The following is a 19635-nucleotide window of genomic DNA, read 5'->3' as shown; positions in this document are numbered from 1 at the left end:
GAACGGGCCCGCGAGCTGCCAGGATCCGGCGCCATGCAACTAGTACGACAAAACGGAGAAAGCGTCCGAAAGTTGGTCAGGAAGAGACGCTGTGTCCGTCTCCTGGGCGCGCTGCTCGCCACCTCCGCCCTCGCCACAGGATGCGCGACCGGCGGCGGCCCCGATCCGGTGCAACCGGCCCCCGGTCAGCAGGCGCACAAGGGCCTCCAGGCGCCTCCCGCCCGGGCCCTCGACTCGTACGCGGCGAAACTGCGCGCCCAGCGGGCCGCGCTCGTCGCGGCGAGCAAGCGCTGGGGCCTCGCGGACGTGCCGCTGACCGCGCCGCCCGCGCCCGCGCCCGCGAAGAGGCCGGCCATCGAGGCGCGCAAGGGCTTCGAGGTCGACGGCCAGAAGGAACTCGGCCTGCCGCCCGTGTTCACGTCGATCCCGACCAAGGACAAGGTCGTCTTCCTCACCATCGACGACGGGGCCGAGAAGGACCCGCGGTTCCTGAAGATGATGAGCGAGCTGCGGATCCCGTACACGGCGTTCCTGACCGACTCCGAAGTCAGGCCCGGATACGGCTACTTCAAGAAGATGCAGGCCCGCGGCGTCACCCTCAACAACCACACCCTGACCCACCCGTTCCTGCCCGCCCTCTCGTACGCCCGCCAGAAGCGCGAGATCTGCGGCATGCAGAACGTCATCGAGAAGAAGTACGGCGAACGGCCCACGCTCTTCCGCCCGCCCTTCGGCGACTACAACCGGGACACCCTGCGCGCCGCCAAGGCCTGCGGCATCGAGTACGCCCCGATCTGGAACGCCGAGGCGTTCGTGGACCGCATGGACTACCGCGAGTGGGACCGCAGCATCCATCCGGGCGACATCCTGCTCACGCACTTCAGGGGCCGGAAGGACTGGAAGGGCACGATGCCCGACATGATCCGGAACCTCATGAAGTACCTCACCGACAGGGGCTACGCGGTGGCGCGCCTGGAGGACTACCTGTGACACGGCGCGGGCCGTGGGCGCGGCTGCTCGGCTGCGCCCTGGCCGCAGCAGTGCTGGCCGGATGCGCGGGGGAGGCCGCCCCGGGCGAGCGGGCGGCGGCCGGGGCGCGGAACGGCCCGCAGCGGACGGTCCCGCCGGTCGTCTCCCGCGTCCCCACCCACGACAAGGTGGTCTTCCTGGCGTACGAGGGCGGGGCCGGGGGTGAGGACGGGGACGGAGCCGGGACCGGAGCCGGGACTGGGGCCGGGGTCGGGCGGGACCCGGGGGCCGTCGGCCTGTTCCGTGAGCGGCGCGTCCCGGTCTCGCTCTTCCTCGCGGGTGCCGCGGGTGCCGCGGGTGCCGCAGGTGCCGCGGGCGCCGGAGGCGCGTCCCTGGGCGCCCAGGTGCAGAACCGCACCCTCACCCACGCCCTCCTGCCCGGCCTCGGATACGTGGAGCAGCACGCCGAGATCTGCGGTCAGCGCGACCGCATCGAGGCCCGCTTCGGCACGGCGCCCCGCCTCTTCCACCCGCCTTCGGGCGCGTACGACGGGAACACCCTGCGGGCGGCGGGCGCGTGCGCGGTCGACGCGATCGTCGTGTGGCGCGAGCCGCGGGGCGACCCGCGGCCCGGCGACATCCTTCCGGTCCACGGGATGCGGCACGAGGCGGCCGGCCGGCTGCTGGACCGCGTACGGCAGGCGGGGCTCACGGTCGGGAGGCTGGAGGACTACCTGTGACCTGGTGAGCCCGGTGATCCGGGTGACCCGCGACGGAGTCGATTAGCAGTCCGCTTGACCGAGTGCTAATCGCGGTCATAGTCTCGCTTCTGGCACTCACCAGTGGAGAGTGCCAACAGCGACGGGCAGGTCCGGCACCCGCGACGACGGATCCACCTGGTCGCCACCCCAGACTGTTAACCCCGTGAGATCTCCGAAGGGGGAGACCGGATCGTGACGACCACCAGCTCCAAGGTTGCCATCAAGCCGCTTGAGGACCGCATTGTGGTCCAGCCGCTCGACGCCGAGCAGACCACGGCCTCTGGCCTGGTCATTCCGGACACCGCGAAGGAGAAGCCCCAGGAGGGCGCCGTCCTCGCCGTGGGCCCGGGCCGCTTCGAGAACGGCGAGCGCCTTCCGCTCGACGTCAAGGTCGGCGATGTCGTGCTCTACAGCAAGTACGGCGGCACCGAGGTGAAGTACAACGGCGACGAGTACCTCGTCCTCTCGGCTCGCGACGTGCTCGCGATCGTCGAGAAGTAATTCACCCAAGCCTTCCCGGCTTCACCGAAGCAGAATGCTTTGAACCGCGCCCCTGGCCCCCGCTGAGAATGCCGGGTGCGAGGGGCGCGGTTCGTTTCGAGAGGACTGATTCAGCTCCATGGCGAAGATCCTGAAGTTCGACGAGGACGCCCGTCGCGCCCTCGAGCGCGGCGTCAACAAGCTTGCCGACACGGTCAAGGTGACGATCGGCCCCAAGGGTCGCAACGTCGTCATCGACAAGAAGTTCGGCGCCCCGACCATCACCAACGACGGCGTCACGATCGCCCGTGAGGTAGAGGTCGAGGACCCGTACGAGAACCTCGGCGCGCAGCTGGTGAAGGAGGTGGCGACCAAGACCAACGACATCGCGGGTGACGGTACGACCACCGCCACCGTGCTGGCCCAGGCCCTGGTCAAGGAAGGCCTGCGCAACGTCGCCGCCGGCGCCTCCCCGGCCGCCCTGAAGAAGGGCATCGACGCCGCGGTCAAGGCCGTGTCCGAGGACCTCCTCGCGACCGCCCGCCCGATCGACGAGAAGTCCGACATCGCCGCCGTCGCCGGTCTGTCCGCCCAGGACAACCAGGTCGGCGAGCTCATCGCCGAGGCGATGGACAAGGTCGGCAAGGACGGTGTCATCACCGTCGAGGAGTCCAACACCTTCGGCCTGGAGCTCGACTTCACCGAGGGCATGGCCTTCGACAAGGGCTACCTGTCCCCGTACTTCGTCACCGACCAGGAGCGTATGGAGGCCGTCCTCGACGACCCGTACATCCTGATCCACCAGGGCAAGATCGGCTCGATCCAGGACATGCTCCCGCTCCTGGAGAAGGTCATCCAGAACGGTGGCTCCAAGCCGCTCCTGATCATCGCCGAGGACGTCGAGGGCGAGGCCCTGTCGACCCTGGTCGTGAACAAGATCCGCGGCACGTTCAACGCCGTGGCCGTGAAGGCCCCCGGCTTCGGTGACCGCCGCAAGGCGATGCTGCAGGACATGGCCACCCTCACCGGTGCCACCGTCATCGCCGAGGAGGTCGGCCTCAAGCTCGACCAGGCCGGTCTCGAGGTGCTCGGCTCCGCGCGCCGCGTGACCATCACCAAGGACGACACCACCATCGTCGACGGTGGCGGCAAGTCCGAGGACGTGCAGGGCCGCGTCGCGCAGATCAAGGCCGAGATCGAGAACACGGACTCGGACTGGGACCGCGAGAAGCTGCAGGAGCGCCTGGCCAAGCTGGCCGGCGGCGTCTGCGTCATCCGCGTCGGTGCGGCCACCGAGGTCGAGCTCAAGGAGAAGAAGCACCGTCTGGAGGACGCCATCTCCGCGACCCGCGCCGCGGTCGAGGAGGGCATCGTCTCCGGTGGTGGCTCCGCTCTGGTGCACGCCTCCAAGGTCCTCGACGACTCCCTCGGCAAGGAGGGCGACGAGGCCACCGGCGTCGCCGTCGTCCGCCGCGCCGTCGTCGAGCCGCTCCGCTGGATCGGCGAGAACGCCGGCCAGGAGGGCTACGTGATCGTCTCCAAGGTCAAGGAGCTCGACAAGGGCCACGGCTACAACGCCGCGACCGGCGAGTACGTCGACCTGGTCAAGGCCGGCGTCATCGACCCGGTCAAGGTCACGCGCTCCGCCCTGGAGAACGCCGCCTCCATCGCCGCCCTGCTGCTCACGACCGAGACCCTGGTCGTCGAGAAGCCGGCCGAGGAGGAGCCCGAGGCCGCCGGCCACGGGCACGGTCACTCGCACTGATTCGCTGCCGCTCCGGCGGCCGCCGACCGAGGCCCGGCTCCCCGTCGCGGGGAGCCGGGCCTCGGCCTTTGCCCATCAAGCCCCGCCGGCGTTTGAGGCGCGGGGTCCGGGGCGGAGCCCCGTGACGTGGGGACGGACGACCGTTACTGGGGGCCGTACTTGCGCCCCGTGCGCGACGTGACTCCGCCCAGGATGGCTCGCGGCGTCACCTTCACCACACCCATGAGCGCCTTGTACCGCGGGTCCGGGATCGACAACGACTTGCCGCGAGCCAGATCGCCCAGCGCCGCCGCCACCAACTTGTCCGCGTCGAGCCACATCCACCTCGGAATGTTGCCCGTGCCCATCCCGGCCCGCTCATGGAACTCCGTACGGACGAAGCCGGGGCACAGCGCCATCAACCGCACCCCGCTGCCCGCGAGATCCTTCGCCGCGCCCTGCGTGAACTGCACGACCCACGCCTTCGAGGCCCCGTACGTGCCGCGGGGCACGAAGGCCGCCACCGACGCCACGTTCACCACGCCGCCGCGCCCGCGCTCCCGCATCGCCCCCGCGGCCGCCGACGTCAGCCGCAGCACCGCCTCGCAGTGCACCTTCAGCATCGTCAGCTCATCGGCCATCGGGACTTCCAGGTACTGCCCCTTGTTGCCGAACCCGGCGTTGTTGACGAGCAGGTCGACCGCCGCCCTACGGTCCGTAAGGCGCGCCTCGACCGCCGCGATCCCGTCGTCCGTGGCCAGGTCGGCGGTGAGTACCTCGGCCTCGATGCCGTGCCGGTCGTGCAGCTCTGTCGCCTGCTCGTGCAGCCGCTTGGTGTCGCGCGCGACGAGCACCAGGTTGTGTCCGTCGGCGGCGAGCCGCCGTGCGAACGCGGCGCCGATGCCCGCAGTGGATCCCGTGATCAGTGCCGTAGTCATGGATCAAGGGTAGTGACGCGTCAGTGGTGCCCGTGGGCACCCGGGCCCGCCCCCACCTGCGGACGTGCCGCCTGTCCCTTGTCGACGACCACGAACTGGCCCATCATCCCGCGGTCCTCATGGGCAAGGAGATGGCAGTGGTACATGAACGGGACCTCGGGGTCGGCGAACTCGGGCCCGCCGTCGAACCGCAGCGCCAGCTTCATCGTCGTCCCGCTCGGCAGGAGCACGGTGTCCTTGCGTCCGCGCAACGCGGCGGGCGGCTTCTTCCCGTTGACCTCCACCACCCGGAACTGCACGTCGTGGACATGGAAGTTGTGCGGCATGCCGTTGTTGTTGCGCACCGTCCACACCTCGGTGGTGCCGCGGGTGACGGTGTCGTCGATGCGGCCCATCTCCATCGCGCGCCCGTTGATCCCGCTCGTCTTGAGGTCGAAGTGGCGCGAACGCACCGCGTCACCCGCCTCCGGAAGCTCCAACTCGCCCAGAGCGGAAGGAAGTTCGGGGGAGGGGCGCAAGTGCTCGGCGGCCCGCAACTGGAGTACGTCGAACGCGTCGTCCCCGCCGCTGAACCGGGTCTGCCACGCGCCCCCGTAGCCGTCCTGCGGGAAGCTGCGCAGCACGGCACGCTCCCCGGGCTCCATCCGCACCACGACCTCGGCCCGCTCACCCGGCGACAACCGCACCCGGTCCGTCCTGGCGGGCCGCTCGAGGAGCCCGCCGTCCGTCCCGACGAGCGCGATGTCCCGCCCGTCCGAGAACCCGAAGTCGTACGTCCGCGCGGTCGAGGCGTTCAGCAGCCGCAGCCGGACCCGCTCGTCCCGTACGACCTTGTAGGGGGCGAGGGTGCCGTTCACCATGGTCCGGTCCCCGAGGAAGCCGACGGACCGCATCATCTCGTGCCCGTGGTCGAACTTCGCCCCGTCGAAGGTCACGTCTTGCACGATCACCGGCAGATCGTCGACCCCATACGTCTTCGGCAGCGCGAGCCGCGCGCTCTTCTCGTCGTCCACGAGGAACATCCCGGCGAGCCCCCGCTGCACGTGCCGCTCCGTCCTCCCGTGCGGATGCGGGTGGTACCAGAGCGTGGCCGCGGGCTGGCCGACGGTCCACCGGGGCGTCCAGGTACCGCCCGGCTCGACCATCTGGTGCGGCCCGCCGTCCATCCGGGCGGGCAGATGCATGCCGTGCCAGTGCACGGTGGAGGCCTCGCCCAGCCCGTTGTGGACACGGACCCTGACCTTCTCGCCGCGCTGCGCGCGCAGCGTCGGCCCGAGGTAGTCCCCGTTGAAGCCCCACGTGTCCGTCGTCCGCCCCGGCTGGAAGGACTTCTTCCCTTCCCGCATCCGCAGGTCGAAGACGCGGGCGCCGTCTTTCTTGTCGATGCGCGACGGTGCGAGCGGTGGCACCGCGAGCTCGTTGCGGAACTCCGCCTTGCCGACGGTGCTCACCTTTGCGTCGCTCCACAGCCACAGCACGCCACCGCCGATCGCGAGGGCGAGGACGGCGACGAGCGAGCCGAGCACGACGAGTACGCGCTGCATACGCGGTTTCCGGGTCATGCCCCGAGCGTTCCGCCGACCGGTGGCGGCCCGCATCGGGGACGCTCCCGGACCCGTCCCCGACCTCAACCCCCGTACCCCGCCAGGGTTTTCCCCGAGACGGCAAAACGGCGATGCGCCGAGATGCCGGTGCGGCAGACGGCCAGCCTGCCGGGCGGCGGCCTTAAGCCCCCTGCTTCTCCTTCTCCACGTACTCCCGCGCCTGCCGCACGGCCTCCGGGTGCAGCGTGTCCGCCGCCGCGAGCAACCGCGGCAGCAACCCCCGCTCAGTCGTCACCGCCCGGAACTGAAGCGCCACTGTCACCTCGTGCTCCGGCCGGTGCACGACCTCGATGGGATCACCCACCCGGATCTCGCCCGGTTCGATCACCCGGAAGTACGCCCCCGGCGCCCCCTCCCGCGTGAACCGCTTGACCCAGCCCCGCTCGCCCAGATGCCCCTGGAAGGTCCGGCACGGAATGCGGCCGGACGTCACCTCCAGGATCAGGTCGGGCCCGACCCGCCAGCGCTCGCCGATCCTCGCGCCCGATACGTCGATCCCCTCCGTCGTGAGGTTCTCGCCGAACGTGCCGCTGGGCAGCGGCCGGTCGAGCTCCTTGCTCCACGCGTCCAGGTCCTCACGCGCGTACGCGTACACCGCCTGGTGGTCCCCGCCGTGGTGCCGCAGGTCGCACACCGCGTCCCCGGCGAGGCCGCTCGCGCCGGTCCCCTTGGTCCCCGGCGCGGACACCCGCACGGGACCGGTGACGGGCCGCTTGTCGATGCCCGTGACCCCCTCGGGCTGGTCCGTGTACTCGGCGGGCTCGGGCCGCCCCAGATTCAGCGACAGAAGCTTCATGCGCGGAACGCTACGGGACCGGACCCCAAAGTCGCCACGCATTATTCGGCGCGATATCCAAGCGTCCCTTATACTTGAAGAGTGATCGAGGCCCGTCATCTCCGTGTCCTGCGCGCCGTCGCCGCCACCGGCTCCTTCTCCGCGGCGGCCCGCGAGCTGGGTTGCACCCAGCCTGCCGTGAGCCAGCAGATGAAGGCCCTGGAGTCCTCGGCCGGCACCCCGCTGCTGATCCGCACCGGCCGCGAGATGCGCCTGACGCAGGCGGGCGAGGCCCTCGTGCGGCACGCGTCGGGCATCCTCGCCGGGCTCACGGCCGCCGAGGAGGAGATCGCCGCGATCGCCGGGCTGCGGGCGGGCCGGGTCCGGCTCGTCTCGTTCCCCAGCGGCAGCTCGACGCTCGTCCCCACCGCCCTCGCCGCCCTGCGCGCCGAGCACCCCGGCACGCGCGTGTCCCTGGTCGAGGCGGAGCCGCCGCGCTCCGTGGAGATGCTGCGCGAGGGGGACTGCGATGTGGCCCTCGCCTTCCGGTACGAGGGCGCGCACGCCGCCGAGGACTGGGACGACCTCGTCGTACGGACGCTGTTCGCGGACCGGCTCGTGGGCCTCGTCCCCGAGGGGCACGCGCTGGCCGGGGCGGGCTCGGTCACCATCGACGCGTTCGCGGACGAGCCGTGGATCGCGGGCTGCCCGCGCTGCCGCCGCCAACTGGTCGAGGTATGCAGGGGCGCCGGGTTCGCCCCGCGCATCGACTTCGCGACGGACGACTATCCGGCGGTGGTCGGCCTCGTCAGCGCCGGGCTCGGCGTGGCGGTCCTTCCCGAACTGGCCATCGAGTCCGTTCGCCCCAAGGGTGCACGCACAGTGACCGTCGAGCCCGCGGTGCGCCGCGAGATCGTCGCGCTCACCCTGCCCGATCTGGCCCAGGTGCCCGCGGTCCGCGCGACCCTCGACCACCTCGCCAGGGCCGCGACGCGCTGAACGAGGCCGCGAGGTACTGAACGCGGAGGCGGGCGCCGCTCGGGGCGCCGGCCTCCGCAGGTCGTTCAGATGGTTGCAGAAACGTTCCTTCAGTTGTGTGCGCCGCTTGTGGCGGCCTGTCCTCCACTCGGGGCCGACGCCGTGACGAGCCGGTTTCGGGCTCGCCCCATGAGCTCTTCGCGCTCGTCCTCCGTGAGGCCGCCCCACACGCCGTACGGCTCACGCACCTGTAGGGCGTGAGCAGCGCACTCCGCGCGTACCGGGCACCTCATGCAGACCTCCTTGGCCGAGTTCTCACGGGCGCTGCGTGCCGCCCCACGTTCGCCCTCCGGGTGGAAGAAGAGCGAGCTGTCCACCCCGCGGCAGGCCGCGAGGAGCTGCCAGTCCCACAGATCGGCGTTCGGTCCGGGAAGGCGGGAGAAATCTGCCATTGCTGTGTCCCCTTGTAGCCGTTCAGACGCGGATACGGTGCACATGACCGTACATCTACTGTCTAAGGAGATGAAAATATGACTCATTGCGAATCTAGCTACAGACACCAGCAAAAGGAAGGAAAACCTTCCAAATGGGGCATAGCTTGTGATGAAACCTTGTGGGTCCGTCGCGCTGTCCGCACCGTGTTCGCGCCCTCACGTAGAGTGCCGAAGGAGGCCGTCCGACCCGTAACTCTTTCGAGTGACCGTCGTTGAGAGTGCGGAGGCGGTTGAAGGAACAAGCGCTCGGGCAGGTGTCCGATTGCCTTGTTGAGTGTCGACCGCACAGGTGACGATTCGTACACAGCCTGGAGGCTCAAGGTGACGCGCATCAGCTGCGGAGGACGGTCATGACATCCGTCCTCGTCTGCGACGACTCCCCGCTTGCCCGAGAGGCGCTGCGCCGCGCGGTCGCGACCGTGCCCGGCGTCGAGCGCGTGACGACCGCGGCCAACGGCGAGGAAGTCCTCCGCCGCTGGGGCGCCGATCGCTCGGACCTGATTCTGATGGACGTACGCATGCCCGGTCTGGGCGGCGTCGAGACAGTGCGGCGGCTGCTCTCCGCCGACCCCGGTGCGCGCATCATCATGCTCACCGTGGCCGAGGATCTGGACGGTGTGGCCCTCGCGGTCGCCGCCGGCGCCCGCGGTTATCTGCACAAGGACGCCTCGCGCGCCGAGCTGCGGGCCACGGTGACGCAGGCGCTCGCCGACCCGACCTGGCGGCTCGCGCCGCGCAGGCTGCGCTCGGCCGAGATGGGAGCCGCCCCCACGCTCACCGCGCGGGAGATCCAGGTGCTCGAGGGCATGAGCCACGGGCGGTCCAACGCCGAGATCGGGCGCGAGCTGTTCCTCTCCGAGGACACGGTCAAGACGCACGCGCGTCGCCTGTTCAAGAAGCTCGGCGCCTCGGACCGTGCGCACGCGGTGGCGCTCGGGTTCCGCTGGGGCCTGGTTCGCTGACGACGAGCCGCTGATCGGCACGCCCCCGCGCCCTTCGGGGCGCGGTGGACCCGTCGTGAGGGACGCCGCTCCGGCCTGTCGCGCAGCGACTTTTCGACGCTTCGCGCGCGATGCCGCATCCTTGGGGGTGTGGAGTTCCTCGGGGACGAGTCGGGCGAGCAGGGTCAGCGAGAGGGGAGGGCGCAGGAAATGAGTTCCGGCGCACCTGCTCATAACGCTTCGGTGCACAACTACGGGCACGGTGTCACGGGCCGAAAGGCGTCGGGGCACCATGGACCGATGCGTGACGACGAGGCAGCGACTCCCCAGGGGGTCATCGGTACGCTCGTCGGCCGCGCCGTGGACGGTGACGAGCAGGCCACGCACGATCTGCTCGCGCATGTCCACCCCCTCGCGATCCGCTACTGCCGCACGCGTCTTTCCCGACTCCCGGGTGACGCGCGGCACTTCGTGGAGGACCTCGCCCAGGAGGTCTGCGTCGCGGTACTGCTCGCGCTGCCGCGCTACAAGGACACCGGGCGGCCCTTCGAGGCCTTCGTCTTCGCCATCGCCGCGCACAAGGTCGCCGATCTGCAGCGGGCGGCCATGCGCGGGCCCGGGTCCACGGCCGTGCCCTCCGACGAGATGCCCGAGCGGCCCGACGACTCCCTCGGTCCGGAGGAGCGTGCGCTGTTGAACAGCGACGCCGCGTGGGCCAAGCAGCTGCTCGCCAACCTTCCGCAGAACCAGCGGGAGCTGCTCCTGCTGCGTATCGCCGTCGGGCTCACCGCGGAGGAGACCGGGCAGATGTTGGGCATGTCACCCGGAGCCGTACGCGTGGCGCAGCACCGGGCGCTGAGCAGGCTCCGGGCGCTCGCCGAGCAGTAGTGGGGCGCTCTCGGAGCGGTAGTACATTTCCCTGACGTGTACGTGTAAACGTACAAAGAACGCCGATGATCTTGATCGTGGAATGAGACACCCCCGCGGGCCGTTAGCATGGACATCCGCACCGATCAAGGCCATTTGGGGAAGGTGTCATGACTGCAAACGTCGACGGAGTGCCCGAGAAATTCGCGACACTCGGGCTGACCTACGACGACGTGCTGCTGCTGCCGGGCGCGTCGGACATGGCGCCCGACCAGATCGACACCGCCTCGTACGTCTCGAAGAACGTGCGGGTGAACATCCCGCTGCTGTCCGCCGCGATGGACAAGGTCACCGAGTCCCGCATGGCGATCGCCATGGCGCGGCAGGGTGGTGTGGGTGTCCTGCACCGCAACCTGTCGATCGCCGACCAGGCGAACCAGGTGGATCTCGTGAAGCGCTCCGAGTCCGGCATGGTCACCGACCCGATCACGGTGAACCCGGACGCGACGCTCGCCGAGGCCGACGCGATCTGCGCCAAGTTCCGCATCTCCGGTGTGCCGGTGACCGACGGCGGCGGCAAGCTGCTCGGCATCGTCACCAACCGCGACATCGCCTTCGAGAACGACCGCAGCCGTCAGGTCCGCGAGGTCATGACGCCGATGCCGCTCGTCACGGGCAAGGTCGGCATCTCCGGCGTCGACGCCATGGAGCTGCTGCGCCGCCACAAGATCGAGAAGCTTCCGCTGGTCGACGACGCGGGCATCCTCAAGGGTCTCATCACGGTCAAGGACTTCAAGAAGGCCGAGCAGTACCCGAACGCCGCGAAGGACTCCGAGGGCCGGCTGCTCGTCGGTGCCGCGGTGGGTGTGGCCGGTGACGCCTTCGAGCGCGCCCAGGCCCTCATCGAGGCGGGCGTCGACTTCATCGTCGTCGACACCGCGCACGGGCACTCGCGGCTCGTCGGCGACATGGTCGCCAAGATCAAGTCCAACGCGGGCGGCATCGACGTCATCGGGGGCAACATCGCCACCCGTGACGGCGCCAAGATGCTCGTCGACTCCGGTGCCGACGGCATCAAGGTCGGTGTCGGACCGGGCTCGATCTGCACCACGCGCGTCGTCGCCGGTATCGGCGTCCCGCAGGTCACGGCCATCTACGAAGCCTCCCTCGCTGCCAAGGAGGCCGGGGTCCCGGTCATCGGCGACGGTGGCCTGCAGTACTCCGGTGACATCGCCAAGGCGCTCGTCGCCGGCGCCGACACCGTGATGCTCGGCTCGCTGCTCGCGGGCTGCGAGGAGTCGCCGGGCGAGCTGCTCTTCATCAACGGCAAGCAGTTCAAGTCGTACCGCGGCATGGGTTCGCTGGGCGCCATGCAGACGCGCGGCGAGCAGCGGTCCTTCTCCAAGGACCGGTACTTCCAGGAGGGTGTGGCCTCCGACGACAAGCTGGTCCCCGAGGGCATCGAGGGCCAGGTGCCCTACCGGGGCCCGCTGTCCGCGGTCGTGCACCAGCTCACCGGTGGCCTGCGCCAGTCGATGTTCTACGTCGGCGGGCGCTCGGTTCCTGAGCTGCAGACCAACGGCCGGTTCGTCCGGATCACGTCGGCGGGCCTCAAGGAGAGCCACCCGCACGACATCCAGATGACGGTCGAGGCGCCGAACTACAGCCGAAGCAAGTAACAGCAGGTCAGACGTGATGGGGCGGCCCCGGGAGCACCGGGACCGCCCCACACGCGTGTGTCAGGGATACTGGACAGGCAAGGCCCAAGTGGGACCCAGATGTGAAAGGCGCCCCCCAACGTGACTGAGATCGAGATCGGGCGCGGCAAGCGCGGCCGCCGCGCGTACGCCTTCGACGACATCGCCGTCGTACCGAGTCGGCGCACCCGCGACCCGAAGGAGGTCTCGATCGCTTGGCAGATCGATGCCTACCGCTTCGAGCTGCCGTTCCTGGCGGCCCCCATGGACTCCGTCGTCTCGCCGGCGACCGCGATCCGCATCGGTGAGCTGGGTGGACTCGGTGTCCTCAACCTCGAGGGCCTGTGGACCCGCTACGAGGACCCGCAGCCGCTGCTCGACGAGATCGCCGAGCTGACGCCCGAGGCCGCGACCCGTCGCCTCCAGGAGATCTACTCCGCGCCCATCCAGGCGGACCTGATCGGGCAGCGCATCAAGGAGGTGCGCGACTCCGGTGTCGTCACCGCCGCCGCGCTCTCCCCGCAGCGCACCGCCGAGTTCTCCAAGGCGGTCGTGGACGCGGGCGTCGACATCTTCGTGATCCGCGGGACCACGGTCTCCGCCGAGCACGTCTCCGGCGCCGCCGAGCCGCTGAACCTGAAGCAGTTCATCTACGAGCTGGATGTCCCGGTCATCGTGGGCGGCTGCGCCACGTACACCGCCGCGCTGCACCTCATGCGGACCGGTGCGGCGGGTGTGCTCGTCGGCTTCGGTGGCGGCGCCGCGCACACCACGCGGAACGTGCTGGGCATTCAGGTGCCGATGGCCACCGCCGTGGCTGATGTGGCTGCTGCCCGCCGTGACTACATGGACGAGTCCGGTGGCCGCTACGTGCACGTCATCGCCGACGGTGGCGTGGGCTGGTCCGGCGACCTGCCCAAGGCGATCGCCTGCGGCGCCGACTCCGTGATGATGGGCTCCCCGCTGGCCCGTGCCACGGACGCGCCCGGCCGCGGTCACCACTGGGGCATGGAGGCCGTCCACGAGGACGTGCCGCGCGGCAAGAAGGTCGACCTCGGCACGGTCGGCACGACCCAGGAGGTCCTGACCGGGCCCTCGCACACGCCCGACGGGTCGATGAACTTCTTCGGCGCGCTGAAGCGGGCCATGGCGACGACCGGCTACAGCGAGCTCAAGGAGTTCCAGCGGGTCGAGGTCACGGTGGCGGATGCGACGCATAAGCGGTAGCGCGTAGCGCTGGCGCTGTGCCGTAGCGCGAAGCGGGTGGGCCTCACTGGAAAGGTGGGGCCCACCCGCTTTTTTGCGCAGTTCCCCGCGCCCCCAAACAGAGGAGTTGCCCCGCGGTCCCGAACCGTGCGGTTGCCCCGCGGTCCCGGACAGTGGGGTTGACCGCGGTTCCAGGAGGATCAGAGGCGGTGGGCCGCGCCTGCCGGGGTGGCTCCCCTTGTGTCCAGGAGGAGTTGGGCCTTTACGGAGAGGCCCTGGAGGTCGTACGTGCGGTGCTGTTGCAGCAGGATCGTCAGGTCGGCGTCGGCAGCGGCCTCGTAGAGGGAGTCGGCGCGCGGGACCGGGCGGTCCAGGACGTTCCAGGACGGCACGTACGGGTCGTGGTAGCTGACGGCGGCGCCGAGTTGCATGAGGCGGGTGGCGATCTCCTCGGCGGGGGCGGCCTGCTGGTCGGCGAGGTCGGGCTTGTAGGTGATGCCGAGGAGCAGGATCCGGGCGCCGCGGGCCGACTTGCCGTGCTCGTTGAGGAGCGTGGCCGCGCGCTGGACGACGTACGACGGCATGTGGTGGTTGACCTGGCGGGCCAGTTCGACCATGCGCAGGGGGCGGGTGGGCAGGTGTGGGCCCGTGAGGTCCTGGGCGAGGGCGTGGCCGCCGACGCCGGGGCCGGGGCGGAAGGCCTGGAAGCCGAAGGGCTTCGTCTCCGCGCAGCGGATGACGTCCCACAGGTCCACGCCCAACTCGTGGCAGAGCACCGCCATTTCGTTGACCAGGGCGATGTTGACGTGCCGGTAATTGGTCTCCAGGAGGTGCACGGTTTCCGCTTCCCGCGGACCACGCGCGCGTACCACCTTGTCGGTCAGGCGGCTGTAGAAGGTGGCCGCCGACTCGGTGCAGGCCGGGGTGTGGCCGCCGATCACCTTGGGGGTCGACGTGTAGGGGTGCAGGCGGTTGCCGGGGTCGACGCGGCCGGGGGCGTGGGCGAGGTGGAAGTCGCGGCCCGCGCGCAGGCCCGAGCCCTCTTCCAGGACGGGGAGGAGCAGCGTCTGCGTGGTGCCCGGCGGCACGGGCGACTCGATGATCACCGTGGTGTGCGGGCGGAGCCGGGCGGCGAGCGCGCGGGTCGCCTCGACGACCGGGGTGAGCATCGGCGCCCCGTCGGGTCCCTGCGGGGTCGGGGCGCAGATCACGGCGGTGCGGACGCGGGCGAGCTCGGCGGGGTTGGCCGTGGGGCGGAAGCCCGCGGAGAGCATGCGGCGGAGGTCGGCGGCGGTGAGGGCCGCCGCGTCGCCGCCGCCGGGGAGCCGGCCCGCCGCGAGATCCCGGGCACGGGCCGGATCGTGGCCGATGGTCGCGATACCGGCCGCCACGGCGGCCTGCGCGAGGGGCAGGCCGAGGTGGCCGAGGCCGATGACGGCGAGGTCTGCGGGCATGGCGGTTGCCGTCCTTTCCCGAGGAGCGGACCCGGTCACTAGCCGGAGCGGGACCAGGGCGCAAGCCCTGTGGACAGGATGAGCGAGCGCACTGTCAGACTAGGAGTAAATATGACCGATATGTCGCATTGCACAGCAATGCGTTTGCGAGTGTTGCGCCGCGAGTCTCCGCAGGTTGTCCACAGGTGCGGGCCCGCTGGTGGCCCGAACCGGTCAGCGGGTGAAGAATCGGGACATGACGCGTGCGCTTCGAGGTACATGAGGCCGGGCACACCACACGCGTGAGCCACGCCGACGACAGCGGGAGGCAGCAGTGAAGGCAGCGACACTGGGACCCGAGCAGCGCGCGGAGGCCCTCGCGGCCATGGCCGAGCGCGAGCTGGACATTCTCGTGGTGGGCGCCGGAGTGGTCGGCGCGGGCACGGCGCTCGACGCGGTGACCCGCGGCCTGTCCACCGGGATCGTCGAGGCGCGGGACTGGGCCTCCGGCACGTCGAGCCGTTCCAGCAAGCTGATCCACGGCGGGCTCAGGTATCTGGAGATGCTGGACTTCGCCCTCGTCCGCGAGGCGCTGAAGGAGCGCGGACTGTTGCTGGAGCGGCTCGCCCCGCATCTCGTGAAGCCCGTCGCCTTCCTGTATCCGTTGCAGCACAAGGCATGGGAGCGGGTGTACGCCGGGTCGGGTGTCGCGCTGTACGACGCGATGTCGATGGCGCGCGGGCACGGGCGCGGCCTGCCGATGCACCGGCATCTGAGCCGGAAGCACGCGCTGCGGGTCGCTCCCTGTCTGAAGAAGGACGCGTTGGTCGGAGCGCTTCAGTACTACGACGCGCAGATGGACGACGCCCGGTACGTGGCGACCCTGGTGCGGACCGCCGCCATGTACGGCGCCAAGGCCGCCAACCGTGCGCGGGTCACCGGGTTCCTGCGGGAGGGCGAGCGGGTCGTCGGGGCGCGGGTGGAGGACGTGGAGGGGGGTGGCGAGTACGAGATCCGGGCCAAGCAGGTCGTGAACGCGACGGGCGTGTGGACGGACGACACGCAGGCGATGGTCGGGGAGCGCGGGCAGTTCCATGTGCGGGCTTCCAAGGGGATCCATCTGGTGGTCCCGAAGGATCGGATCAACTCGACGACCGGGCTGATTCTGCGGACCGAGAAGAGCGTGCTGTTCGTCATTCCGTGGGGGCGGCACTGGATCGTCGGGACGACGGACACCGGCTGGGATCTCGACAAGGCGCATCCGGCCGCGTCGAGTGCGGACATCGACTATCTGCTTGAGCACGTCAACTCCGTGCTCGGTGTCCCGCTTTCGCGTGATGACGTGCAGGGCGTCTACGCGGGGCTGCGGCCGCTGCTCGCAGGGGAGAGCGATGCGACGAGCAAGTTGTCGCGGGAGCACACCGTCGCGCATCCCGCGCCGGGGCTCGTCGTGGTGGCGGGCGGCAAGTACACGACGTACCGGGTCATGGCCAAGGACGCGGTCGACGAGGCCGTGCACGGGCTCGACCAGCGGGTCGCCGAGTGCGTGACCGAGGAGGTGCCGCTGGTGGGCGCCGAGGGGTACCGGGCGCTGTGGAACGCGCGGGCGCGGATCGCGGCGCGTACGGGGTTGCACGTGGTGCGGGTCGAGCATTTGCTGAACCGGTACGGGGCGTTGGCCGAGGAGGTCCTCGAACTCGTTTCCGCCGACCCGGGGTTGGGGGCGCCGCTCACCGGTGCCGACGACTATCTGCGGGCCGAGGTCGTCTACGCGGCCTCGCACGAAGGGGCGCGGCACCTCGACGATGTGCTGACGCGGCGGACCCGGATCTCCATCGAGACCTTCGACCGGGGGGTGCGGTGTGCGCGGGAGGCGGCGGAGTTGATGGCGCCTGTTCTTGGGTGGGACAAGGATCAGGTGGAGCGGGAGGTCGAGCATTACGAGAAGCGGGTGGAGGCGGAGCGGGAGTCGCAGCGGCAGCCGGATGACCTCACGGCGGATGCGGCGCGGCTTGGGGCGCCGGACATCGTGCCGCTTTGACCTTCGGTGGGGCGGGTTTTGTTGTTGCGGGTGCCGGGGTTGCGGTCGCGGGGCGCTGCCCCGGACCCCGCTGCTCAATCGCCGCAGGGGCTTAAGGGGTTGGGGCGCTGCCTCGGGACCCGCGGGCTCTCGTCGGGAGAGCGGGGCTTGATGGTGGTGTCGCAGGGGAGTTTTTCCGGGGAGAGGACCATGCCGTAATGGCCGTTCGTGGTGCGGGTGTTGAGCATCGTGCGGAGGGACGCGGGTGGGAGGAGGTGCCCCTCGAGGGGGCTGCGTAGAAGTGGCTTCTTGGTGATGCTGCCCGCGCGCACATGATCGGAGCGGGTGAGGCCGGGACTGGTGGTGGTGAAGTGGCTGGTGGAGCCGTCGGTTGCCAGGAGCGCGGCCGACGGGGCCTTGCCTCGCGTCACGAGCAGCGGAAGAGTGTCGTCCGCAGGTGCCGTCGGGCCCGGCGCGCTGCTCGGGGCCAGGCACACGATGGCCGCGGCCGGCGGTATGGCCAGGAGTGTCCGGAGTACGGGCAACGACGGTTCCTTCGGGGGTGAGGGCGCACCATTGTGGGACGTTCCTGTGCGTGTCGGGTGGGGGTGACCCGGCGCGCGGAGTGGTGGTCCGGTGATGGGACAATGAAGGCCCTGTCAGGGCCGGTTGCTAGAGGGGACGCATGTCGGAGGCGGAGCGGGCGGACGAGGCCCGTGAGGACAAGGGTGCTCGTCGGGATTCTTCCGCTCGGGATGCTCAGGAGGCTTCCGTGAAGGCTCCGGAGGGCCGGCTGCTCGCCGGCCGGTACCGGCTCGGCGATGTGCTCGGCCGGGGCGGCATGGGCACCGTGTGGCGGGCCAAGGACGAGACGCTCGGGCGCACGGTGGCGGTGAAGGAGCTGCGCTTCCCCGGCGCCATCGACGACGAGGAGAAGCGCCGCCTGATCACGCGTACGTTGCGTGAGGCGAAGGCGATCGCGCGGATCCGCAACAACGGCGCGGTGACGGTCTACGACGTGGTCGACGAGGACGACCGGCCGTGGATCGTCATGGAGTTGGTCGAGGGCATGTCCCTCGCCGAGGCCATCCGCGAGGACGGGCTGCTCGAACCCCGGCGGGCCGCCGAGGTCGGGCTCGCCGTGCTCGACGTGCTGCGCTCCGCGCACCGCGAGGGCATCCTGCACCGCGACGTGAAGCCGTCCAACGTGCTGATCTCGGAGGACGGGCGCGTCGTTCTGACGGACTTCGGGATCGCGCAGGTCGAGGGCGATCCGTCGATTACCTCGACCGGGATGCTGGTTGGTGCCCCTTCGTACATCTCGCCCGAGCGTGCCCGCGGGCACAAGCCGGGCCCCGCCGCCGACATGTGGTCGCTCGGCGGGCTGCTGTACGCGGCCGTGGAGGGCGTCCCGCCGTACGACAAGGGGTCGGCGATCGCCACGCTGACCGCCGTGATGACCGAGCCGGTGGACCCGCCGAAGAACGCGGGTCCGCTGGAGCCGGTGATCTACGGGCTGCTCGACAAGGACCCCGACCAGCGGCTCGACGACGCGACCACGCGGTTGATGCTGAACGACATCATCCACGCCCCGGAGCCGAAGCCGGCCCCCGAGCCGGAGCCGGTCGAGGCCACGAAGGTGGTGCCGCTGCCGCCCGCTCCCGCGCCGAAGAAGCGCAAGGAGCCCAGGAAGCCCAGGGAGAAGGGCGCCGCGGCGGCCAGGGCCGCTGCCGCCAGGGCTGCTGCCGCCTCGGCCGCGGCCGGTGTCGCCGCCAGGAGCGAAGAGACCGCGGAGAAGATGCGCGGCGCCCTGAAGAACGTACGCAAGGCGGCCGCCGCCGCGACGGCCCCGAAGGAGAAGTCGGAGGAGCCCGGGGCGACCGCGCCCGCCGGCCCGGCCGCGGGCGGTGCGCGCCCCGGTGGCGCGGCCGTCCTCGCGGACGCGCTGCGCGGCCGCTCCCTCGTCATCGGCTCCCTCGTCGTCGCGCTCGTCGTGCTCGCAGGCGTCCTGGCCCTCGTCCTGAACAACGGCGACGGCGCGGACGCGAAGGGCGGAGACAAGGGCGCGTCGTCCGGGGCCACGGCCGGCGCGGACGACAAGAACGCCGGCAGTGGCGACAAGAACGCCGGCAGCGGTGGCCAGGACAAGGGCTCCGGCGACGACAAGAAGCCCTCTGAAAGCGCGTCAGCGAGCGACTCCGCGTCTCCCAGTACGAGCGCGAGTTCCTCGCCGGGCGGTGCCGCCGAAGGCAAGTCCGGCGCGGCCGTCAAGGAGACGTACAAGCACTCCCAGGGCTTCTCGATCGGCCTGCCCAAGGGGTGGAAGTACGTCAGGACGGAGTCGGCGGGGGCCCGTTTCACCGGGCCCAACGGGCAGCGCTTGCTGGTCGGTTGGACCAGCAGCCCCAAGTCCGACCCGGTCGCGGACTGGCGCAACCAGGAGAAGTACATGGTCCGCTCCCAGTACCACCGGGTGCGCATAGCTTCGGTGGAGTACCGCGACTGGAAGACGGCCGACTGGGAGTTCACGTACGCCGACGGCGGCACGAAGTGGCACTCGATAGACCGGGGGACCGTGGTGAACGGCTCGCTGGGATACGGGCTGATGTACACCGCCAAGGACTCCGCATGGGGCGGCGAGCAGCGCAAGTCGGCCTGGAAGGCATTCACACAGACGTTCAAGCCCAAGTCCTGAACCGGTGGGCCGTGTGGCACGTATCGTGAATGT

At 70.4% G+C, this 19635-nt stretch carries 16 protein-coding genes; 11 read left to right on the top strand and 5 right to left on the bottom strand.

What is annotated here, in order from left to right; all coding sequences use genetic code 11:
• The first annotated feature begins 33 nt into the window (after positions 1-33).
• From ACIRHA_RS30185 to groL, 4 genes are all read left to right on the top strand, one after another.
• Complete coding sequence (locus ACIRHA_RS30185) at positions 34-990, top strand: polysaccharide deacetylase family protein (protein WP_403852480.1); 957 nt, start codon at positions 34-36, stop codon at positions 988-990.
• Entirely contained in the window at positions 987-1709 is a 723-nt protein-coding gene (locus ACIRHA_RS30180; protein WP_403852477.1) for a polysaccharide deacetylase family protein, read from the top strand. The genes ACIRHA_RS30185 and ACIRHA_RS30180 overlap by 4 nt, the downstream gene beginning before the upstream one ends.
• A 213-nt stretch (positions 1710-1922) precedes the next feature.
• Positions 1923-2231, top strand: a complete 309-nt coding sequence (gene groES, locus ACIRHA_RS30175; protein ID WP_018528412.1) for a co-chaperone GroES — start codon at positions 1923-1925, stop codon at positions 2229-2231.
• 118 nt (positions 2232-2349) lie between these two features.
• The gene (groL, locus tag ACIRHA_RS30170; RefSeq protein WP_403852474.1) at positions 2350-3975 is read left to right on the top strand and encodes a chaperonin GroEL; all 1626 of its coding nucleotides are present in this window, start codon (positions 2350-2352) and stop codon (positions 3973-3975) included.
• A gap of 143 nt (positions 3976-4118) precedes the next feature.
• Here the strand turns inward: groL and ACIRHA_RS30165 are convergent, their stop codons facing one another.
• The 3 genes from ACIRHA_RS30165 to ACIRHA_RS30155 all read right to left on the bottom strand — a co-directional run bounded on the left by ACIRHA_RS30165 (position 4119) and on the right by ACIRHA_RS30155 (position 7292).
• Complete coding sequence (locus ACIRHA_RS30165) at positions 4119-4892, bottom strand: SDR family NAD(P)-dependent oxidoreductase (protein ID WP_403852471.1); 774 nt, start codon at positions 4890-4892, stop codon at positions 4119-4121.
• Positions 4893-4912: 20 nt separating this feature from the next.
• Positions 4913-6454 carry a multicopper oxidase family protein gene (locus ACIRHA_RS30160; protein ID WP_403852468.1) on the bottom strand — a complete coding sequence of 514 codons (1542 nt, stop codon included), beginning with the start codon at positions 6452-6454 and terminating at the stop codon, positions 4913-4915.
• 163 nt (positions 6455-6617) lie between these two features.
• Positions 6618-7292 (bottom strand): MOSC domain-containing protein, encoded by a 675-nt coding sequence (locus ACIRHA_RS30155; protein ID WP_403852466.1) that lies wholly within the window; start codon positions 7290-7292, stop codon positions 6618-6620.
• An 81-nt stretch (positions 7293-7373) separates the two neighbouring features.
• Here ACIRHA_RS30155 and ACIRHA_RS30150 point away from each other — a divergent pair, with 81 nt between their 5' ends.
• Positions 7374-8270 carry a LysR family transcriptional regulator gene (locus tag ACIRHA_RS30150; protein WP_403852463.1) on the top strand — a complete coding sequence of 299 codons (897 nt, stop codon included), beginning with the start codon at positions 7374-7376 and terminating at the stop codon, positions 8268-8270.
• An 89-nt stretch (positions 8271-8359) separates the two neighbouring features.
• Here ACIRHA_RS30150 and ACIRHA_RS30145 read toward each other — a convergent pair whose 3' ends face one another.
• Entirely contained in the window at positions 8360-8701 is a 342-nt protein-coding gene (locus tag ACIRHA_RS30145; protein WP_266713167.1) for a WhiB family transcriptional regulator, read from the bottom strand.
• A 392-nt stretch (positions 8702-9093) separates the two neighbouring features.
• Between ACIRHA_RS30145 and ACIRHA_RS30140 the strand changes: the two genes are divergently transcribed.
• The 4 genes from ACIRHA_RS30140 (at position 9094) to ACIRHA_RS30125 (ending at position 13475) form a co-directional block, all read left to right on the top strand.
• Positions 9094-9705 (top strand): response regulator transcription factor, encoded by a 612-nt coding sequence (locus ACIRHA_RS30140; RefSeq protein ID WP_003948568.1) that lies wholly within the window; start codon positions 9094-9096, stop codon positions 9703-9705.
• Positions 9706-9984: 279 nt separating this feature from the next.
• A complete protein-coding gene (locus ACIRHA_RS30135) occupies positions 9985-10572 on the top strand; it encodes a sigma-70 family RNA polymerase sigma factor (RefSeq protein ID WP_351334597.1) in 588 nt (195 codons plus the stop codon).
• A 149-nt stretch (positions 10573-10721) separates the two neighbouring features.
• Positions 10722-12230: an IMP dehydrogenase gene (guaB, locus tag ACIRHA_RS30130; protein ID WP_403852459.1), complete on the top strand. Its 1509-nt coding sequence runs from the start codon at positions 10722-10724 to the stop codon at positions 12228-12230.
• A gap of 120 nt (positions 12231-12350) precedes the next feature.
• Positions 12351-13475: a GuaB3 family IMP dehydrogenase-related protein gene (locus tag ACIRHA_RS30125; protein ID WP_403852456.1), complete on the top strand. Its 1125-nt coding sequence runs from the start codon at positions 12351-12353 to the stop codon at positions 13473-13475.
• A 179-nt stretch (positions 13476-13654) separates the two neighbouring features.
• Here ACIRHA_RS30125 and ACIRHA_RS30120 read toward each other — a convergent pair whose 3' ends face one another.
• Positions 13655-14908, bottom strand: coding sequence for a nucleotide sugar dehydrogenase (locus ACIRHA_RS30120; protein ID WP_403852453.1), 1254 nt, complete (start codon positions 14906-14908; stop codon positions 13655-13657).
• Positions 14909-15221: 313 nt separating this feature from the next.
• Between ACIRHA_RS30120 and ACIRHA_RS30115 the strand changes: the two genes are divergently transcribed.
• Together ACIRHA_RS30115 and ACIRHA_RS30110 are read left to right on the top strand one after the other, a co-directional pair.
• Positions 15222-16928 carry a glycerol-3-phosphate dehydrogenase/oxidase gene (locus tag ACIRHA_RS30115; RefSeq protein ID WP_403852450.1) on the top strand — a complete coding sequence of 569 codons (1707 nt, stop codon included), beginning with the start codon at positions 15222-15224 and terminating at the stop codon, positions 16926-16928.
• 664 nt (positions 16929-17592) lie between these two features.
• A complete protein-coding gene (locus tag ACIRHA_RS30110) occupies positions 17593-19602 on the top strand; it encodes a serine/threonine-protein kinase (RefSeq protein ID WP_403852447.1) in 2010 nt (669 codons plus the stop codon).
• The last annotated feature ends 33 nt before the right edge of the window (positions 19603-19635 follow it).

Source organism: Streptomyces sp. NPDC102360 (assembly GCF_044766085.1).
In the GTDB taxonomy this organism is placed as follows: Bacteria; Actinomycetota; Actinomycetes; order Streptomycetales; family Streptomycetaceae; genus Streptomyces.
Note: the sequence above shows the minus strand (reverse complement) of the source record. Positions and strands in the feature narration are given on the sequence as shown.